The sequence below is a fragment of the Pontibacterium sp. genome (assembly GCF_041587635.1).
Classification (GTDB): domain Bacteria; phylum Pseudomonadota; class Gammaproteobacteria; order Pseudomonadales; family Balneatricaceae; genus Pontibacterium.
The window spans coordinates 1-5,957 of sequence record NZ_JBFGYC010000231.1 but is presented as its reverse complement, the minus strand read 5'-3'; the positions used below and the strand labels follow the sequence as shown (position 1 = coordinate 5,957).

The window sequence follows — 5,957 nt, the reverse complement described above, 5'->3', positions numbered from 1 at the left end:
TGGGGCCGCGTATGGAGGGGGACTCCTACACCGGTAACTTTGTCATTGCGGATATTAAGATCGATATTGATCTGCCGACCGAACGGTTGGCGTATTTTGACCCTGAGTGGAATCCGGGTAATACCATTTTGATGCATCGGGAACCGGAAGGGATCTGGCGTCTGGATTACCAATTGCCGGAGGGTGAAACCGCAGAGGAAGCCCTGGCACCGGAATCCTTGAATAAACGGATTCAGGCTCAGCTGGATATGATTGGCGTGGATGCGCCTTGGGAGATGGACTGGTGTTCAGTGTATTCCGCCCGAGCGATGACACTGCCGGATTACGTGCATGATCGCGTGCTGTTTACCGGCGATGCGGCCCATATGCTGCCGATTTTTGGTGTGCGTGGTGCGAACACCGGTTGGCAGGACTGCCACAACATGGCGTGGAAGCTGGCCTTTGCGATCAAGGGGTGGGCGCCGGAACACCTGTTGGCGAGTTATTCGCAGGAACGTGTGACCGCCGCGCGCGAGATTATCGATGAAGCGAGTAAAAGTACCCGCTTTATGACACCGCCGGATCGGGGCTTCCGCTTGTTGCGCGATGCCACCTTGTCGCTCTCCTTAACCCAGCCGTTTGTACGTCCGCTGTTCCACTGGCGGACCTCCCGTGCACATGACTATCTGGATAGTGTGTTGAACTGTATGCGGGATGATAACGCCGAGTTCAGTGCCGGGCCGGTGAAAGGCGCGCCGTTGCAGAATATTCGCTTGGGCGATGATGATTACCTGTTTGATCGTTTGGGGGCGTCGATCTACCTGCTTTATTTCAGTGATCAAGCAGAGCTGCCCATGGCGCTGACCCTGTTGAAGGAGGCGGTGAGCCGCAGTGGTGTGCCGTTTGAGGTTGTGCAGATCAGTCGCAGTGCCATTGAGTCACAGAGCCATCAGGTGATTCATGATCCTGAGGGGCATATGCATCAACGATACGATGCTTCAGAAGGGACCAGCTATCTGGTGCGTCCGGACCAGCATGTTTCCGCTCGTTGGAAACAGTTTGATAACGGGGACCTGCTGACCGCTATGAAACGTCTGATTAACCTGTCTTAGAGGGGGCTGAGCCATGAGTCAAAAAGCCATGAGTTACAAAACAATGAGTCACAACACACTGAGCACAAGCGCACTGGAACAGGTTTACGATCAGCTGGCGGAAGGAGTTACGCAAGCAGGGGTGGATAAAGAAGCGCTGTTTCTGACTAAACTGGCGTTGCTACTGGCGAACCAGGTCGGTGATGCGGATCAGGTTTCTGAGTCCATTCATGAAGCCTTGAAGAACCTGTAACGGATCTATCGGGTAACAAAAAGCCGCCTTTGGGAAGGGCGGCTTTTTGCGTTAAGGGGAAAGCAATACCGCTTTGACAGGCTGATGCGATTTACCCGTAATCTTCTCGGATGGTTTGAAGAAAACCTGTGTTTACCCTTTTTGCCTAAGCGCTCCATTATGCCTAGGCTTTATGGAGGTGTTTATAAGCACTGACCAGAGACTTGAAAAACGCCTGTCAGGTCGTGGGTGATATACGGCGTTTTGCTTGTCATCTCTTCGTGGGGCGGGGCGTCGGGCTGCCATTTTAAGCAACGATGCTGTGGATTCTGGGAGCCCAAGTTTATGGCAGCACAAGGTTTATCATCTGAGGACGTGGCAGAGCGTCAGGGCCGGTATGGTCCCAATCAATTGCCGGAGGTGTCCGGTGAAAGCCCGTACCTGATTTTCTTGCACCAATTTAACAGTCCCTTCATCTACGTGTTGCTGGTTGCTGCGGTGGTATCGCTCACACTGAACCAGAAGCTCAACGCCTTTTTCATCCTATTTGTACTGCTCATCAATGCGACCATCGGAACTGTGCAGGAATACTCAGCGCAACGGGCTGCGGCCGCCCTGAAAAAGATGGTACCGCAGTATGCCTCGGTACTTCGAGATGGCGTGACCCGTAAAGTGGATGCAACGGAGCTGGTTCCGGGGGATATCGTGTTTCTCGTGACCGGTGATAGGGTGGCGGCCGATCTAAAGCTGATCGAATGTCTTGATCTGCTGATTGATGAATCTCTATTGACCGGAGAGTCACTGGCAGCGGAGAAACAGGCTGATGTTTCATCGGATGATGCCCGTCCTTTGGCAGAACGCGTGGATTGCGCTTTTGCTGGCACTATCGTTACCCACGGACGTGCTCAGGGGGAAGTGATCGCTACCGGTGTACATTCACAGATCGGTCAAATCGCGGTTGGGGTGAGTGAGGTCGATCATATTAAACCTCCGCTGTTAAAGCGGATCGAACGTTTTACGCTAAGAATTTCTTACGCCATTCTTGCGGTAATTGCGTTGCTGTTTGCGATCACTTTGTTACGCGGTGCCGATCTTCAGGACGTTTTTCTATTAGGGGTAGCACTGGCTGTATCTGCTATACCTGAAGGTTTACCTGCAGCGATTACGGTCGCTCTGGCCATTGGTATGCGCCGTATGGCCAGAGCGAATGTTATCGTCAGGCGACTCATTGCCGTGGAGTCGCTAGGGTCCTGCACTTATATCGCCTCGGATAAAACCGGCACGCTCACCGTTAACGAGATGACAGTCAAAGAGATTGTGCTGCCAGACGAAACCCGCTACTGCGTTGGGGGTGAAGGTTTGGATATGCATGGTGATATTCAGTGCTTGGAGGGTGAACGTCATACTTCGCGTTTGTCCTCTGAGGAACCGGCGCTGTTGGATTTAGTGCGTTGCGCTATGCTAGCCAATGAAGCTGAGCTCAACCTGTATCAGGGTGAGTGGGTTGCGAGTGGTGATGGTGTGGATCTGGCATGTTTGGTGCTCGCTGCGAAGTTCGGCTTTGACCATCAGCGAATTCAAAGTATTTATCCAGAACTTCGCCGTATCCCTTACGAATCTGAAAATGCCTTCAGTGCCTGCATGAACCGGGTGGACGGTAAACTGATGGTGCATGTTAAAGGCAGCGCAGAAAAAGTGCTGATGATGTGTCGTGGTAACTCCGGGCAAGTATTGTTGCAGGAGGCTACGGTAGAGCAGCAGCTGCTGACTCTGGCGCGCCAAGGGTATCGGGTGCTGGCGTGTGCTTCGAGAGAAATTAGCGATCGGGACGTGGATCTGAATCAGCAACTAAGCGGCCTGAGTTTTCTGGGATTGCTGGGCATGATCGATCCCTTACGTCCAGAGTCTTATACTGCGGTGGCGCAGTGTCGCAGTGCGAATATCGACGTGGCGATGATCACAGGTGACCACCCTCAAACTGCAATGGCCCTGGCAATGGAGCTGAAAATTGCTGAGGCGGGCAGTGTGCCGGTGACGGGCTCTGAGGTCGCATATGCGGTTGAACAAGATGAGAAGCGACAGGCCAACGGTGATGCCCCGGTAGCATTAAAACAGCTGGTGGATTCATCCCATGTATTCGCTCGCATTGAGCCGACACAGAAGCTGCAGATCGTGCAGCAGCTGATCAGTAATGGGCACTTTGTGGCGGTGACCGGTGATGGCGTCAACGATGCACCAGCCCTGCATCATGCTCATGTGGGCATCGCGATGGGCAAGCGGGGTACTGACGTCGCGCGGGAAAGTTCTGATTTGATCATCACGGATGATAACTTTTCGTCCATCGTGCAGGGCATCAAGCAGGGGCGGATCGTTTACAGCAATATTCGTAAGGTTATTTTTCTTCTGATATCCACCGGCGCCGCAGAGATAACGTTGTTTATCCTCAGTGTGATTTTTATGCTGCCAATACCTCTTTTCCCTATTCAGTTACTTTGGCTCAATCTGGTCACGAATGGCATACAAGATGTGGCGCTTGCGTTTGAACCGGAGGAGGGAGATGAATTACGCCGATCTCCGAGGCCGCCCAAAGAGACCATATTCAACCGTTTAATGATGGAGCGGGTGATTGTTAATGCGATGGTGATGGGGGGGCTGGCATTTGCTGTTTTTGCCTGGCAGATTCATTACGGTGTCGCAGTGGAGTCGGCCCGAAATATAACCCTTCTTTTGATGGTTCTATTTGAGAATGTGCATGTCCTCAATAGTCGCTCAGAAACAAAGTCAATTTTTAAACAGCGTTTCTTTGGGAACCCTATTTTGTTGATCGGTATGCTGGCGGCGCAAGCGATCCATATCGCTGCACTTTACACGCCCGGATTGAGCGATATTCTGCAGGTTGAGCCTGTTACGTTACAAGCGTGGTCGACTTTGCTGCTTATCGCACTGATTCTGATCGTGGTGGATGAGTTGCATAAAATGTATTGGGAAAGACGGAAGTCAGTATAAAGGTGTTAGTAGGAGTTTCTGGTACATTGATCGGATTGTGCAGAACAGATAATAAAAAAGCCGCCTCTGGGAAGGGCGGCTTTTTGCGTTCTCGGAAGAACGAGGGTCGTACAAGGAAATCTTACTTACGGATACCTTCGACCTGGAGATCCATGTACACGGTCTCAGCCAGTGGGCCCAGGTTGTAGTTGATACCGAAATCTTTCATTTTGATCTCTGTGGTGCCAGAGAAACCTGCGCGGTAGCCGCCCCAAGGATCTTCACCTTCACCGACTTTGCTCACATCAATAGTGATGGTTTTAGTCACGCCGTGCAGGGTCAGATCACCGGTCATTTTCGCGGTGCCGTTACCGTTGGATTTGAAGCTGGTGCTATTGAACGTCGCTTTCGGGTACTTGCTCACGTCCAGGAAGTCCGGGCTGCGCAGGTGCTTGTCACGCTCTGCATGGTTGGAATCGATGGAAGTCGTATCGATCTCAACATTCACAACAGACGCATCTGGTTTTTCGGCATCGTAGGAGAACCCGCCGTCAAATTTGTTGAAACGGCCCAGCAACCAGCTAGTACCGAGGTGATTTACACGGAAGCTAACAAATGCGTGCGCGCCTTTGGTATCGATTGCGTAATCCGCCGCCTGAACAGGGGCCGTAGTTGCCAGCAGGCCAGCGAAAGCCAGACCAGAGATCAGTGATTTTTTCATGGGGTTTCCTGTTTAATTCCAAAAATACGCGTAAGGGTGGCGTCTTTGTTTACAAAATGATGTTTCAGTGCCGCCAGTGCGTGTAGCCCTGCCAGCACCATTAATAGGGTAGTTGAGTACCAGTGCACTGCACCGGCCACGTCTTCCTGATTTTCCATACCGGTCGCAAAGGCGGGTACACTGAACCAGCCGAAGACGTCAATCGGACGGCCGTCGGCCGTGGAGATCATGTAACCGGAGATTAGTGAAACCAGCATCAATCCATACAGCAGCAGGTGCACCGCTTTTGTTGCCAGCGCCAGTGGTTTTGGCTGCGGCAGTTCTTCCGGTGTGCGGTTGCCGGTGAGCCAGACTAAGCGCAGTGCAAGCGCGATCATTACCAAGATACCGATACTTTTATGGATATGCGGCACGGTACGGTATTCCGGGTCGTAATAGCTGAGGCTGTCGATATACAGGCCCAGTGGGTAAAGCCCAATGATCGCCAACGCCATCAGCCAGTGGATTGCGATGAACCCCCAGCCGTAGTTGTGCGTGTCATTTAAGATGCGTTTGTTCAGGGCCATAGAGGCGTATTTCCTAACATGAAATCGGTGTTTGGATTGAATGCTTCGCAGTATGACAAAACCTACCGCGAAAGGTGCCGGTCAAACTTGCGAACGCTGTGTTGCAGAAATTCGACTTAATACGATTGATTATCAATATTGAAATATCTTTATAGTTTTGTTTTATAAAGGTTTCTGAAATTCAGCGGTGTAATCGCATTGTGAAAATAACTTTAATCACTCAGACTGAATCAGTCTAATGCATGGGTTGTATGTTCGTTATGCGTGAAGTGAATCTTCGTTCAATAGATCTGAATTTATTGGTTGTCCTGCAGGCACTGTTGCGGGAGAAACATGTGTCGCGCGCGGCGCAGGAACTGCATATGAGTCAGCCAGCAGTCAGC

At 51.6% G+C, this 5,957-nt stretch carries 6 protein-coding genes; 4 read left to right on the top strand and 2 right to left on the bottom strand.

What is annotated here, in order from left to right; genetic code table 11:
- The 3 genes from ABYW01_RS12075 to ABYW01_RS12065 all read left to right on the top strand — a co-directional run.
- A partial coding sequence (locus tag ABYW01_RS12075) for an FAD-dependent monooxygenase (RefSeq protein WP_372832975.1) occupies positions 1–1,091 on the top strand: 1,091 nt, incomplete at its 5' end.
- A gap of 13 nt (positions 1,092–1,104) precedes the next feature.
- The gene (locus ABYW01_RS12070) at positions 1,105–1,323 is read left to right on the top strand and encodes a hypothetical protein (protein ID WP_372832973.1); all 219 of its coding nucleotides are present in this window, start codon (positions 1,105–1,107) and stop codon (positions 1,321–1,323) included.
- Between the two features lie 324 nt (positions 1,324–1,647).
- Positions 1,648–4,308: a cation-translocating P-type ATPase gene (locus tag ABYW01_RS12065; protein ID WP_372832972.1), complete on the top strand. Its 2,661-nt coding sequence runs from the start codon at positions 1,648–1,650 to the stop codon at positions 4,306–4,308.
- 121 nt (positions 4,309–4,429) lie between these two features.
- Here the strand turns inward: ABYW01_RS12065 and ABYW01_RS12060 are convergent, their stop codons facing one another.
- Both ABYW01_RS12060 and ABYW01_RS12055 read right to left on the bottom strand, forming a co-directional pair.
- Positions 4,430–5,008 carry a YceI family protein gene (locus ABYW01_RS12060; protein ID WP_372832970.1) on the bottom strand — a complete coding sequence of 193 codons (579 nt, stop codon included), beginning with the start codon at positions 5,006–5,008 and terminating at the stop codon, positions 4,430–4,432.
- Positions 5,005–5,574 (bottom strand): cytochrome b, encoded by a 570-nt coding sequence (locus ABYW01_RS12055; protein WP_372832968.1) that lies wholly within the window; start codon positions 5,572–5,574, stop codon positions 5,005–5,007. The genes ABYW01_RS12060 and ABYW01_RS12055 overlap by 4 nt, the downstream gene beginning before the upstream one ends.
- Before the next feature lie 260 nt (positions 5,575–5,834).
- Here ABYW01_RS12055 and ABYW01_RS12050 point away from each other — a divergent pair.
- Positions 5,835–5,957: LysR family transcriptional regulator (locus ABYW01_RS12050; protein ID WP_372832978.1), on the top strand; the 123-nt coding region annotated here is incomplete at its 3' end.

Bases quoted from the DNA above. Each gene is read 5' to 3' on its own strand.
- ABYW01_RS12055 (WP_372832968.1), bottom strand. From the start codon at position 5,574: ATGGCCCTGAACAAACGCATCTTAAATGACACGCACAACTACGGCTGG.
- ABYW01_RS12060 (WP_372832970.1), bottom strand. From the start codon at position 5,008: ATGAAAAAATCACTGATCTCTGGTCTGGCTTTCGCTGGCCTGCTGGCA.
- ABYW01_RS12065 (WP_372832972.1), top strand. From the start codon at position 1,648: ATGGCAGCACAAGGTTTATCATCTGAGGACGTGGCAGAGCGTCAGGGC.
- ABYW01_RS12070 (WP_372832973.1), top strand. From the start codon at position 1,105: ATGAGTCAAAAAGCCATGAGTTACAAAACAATGAGTCACAACACACTG.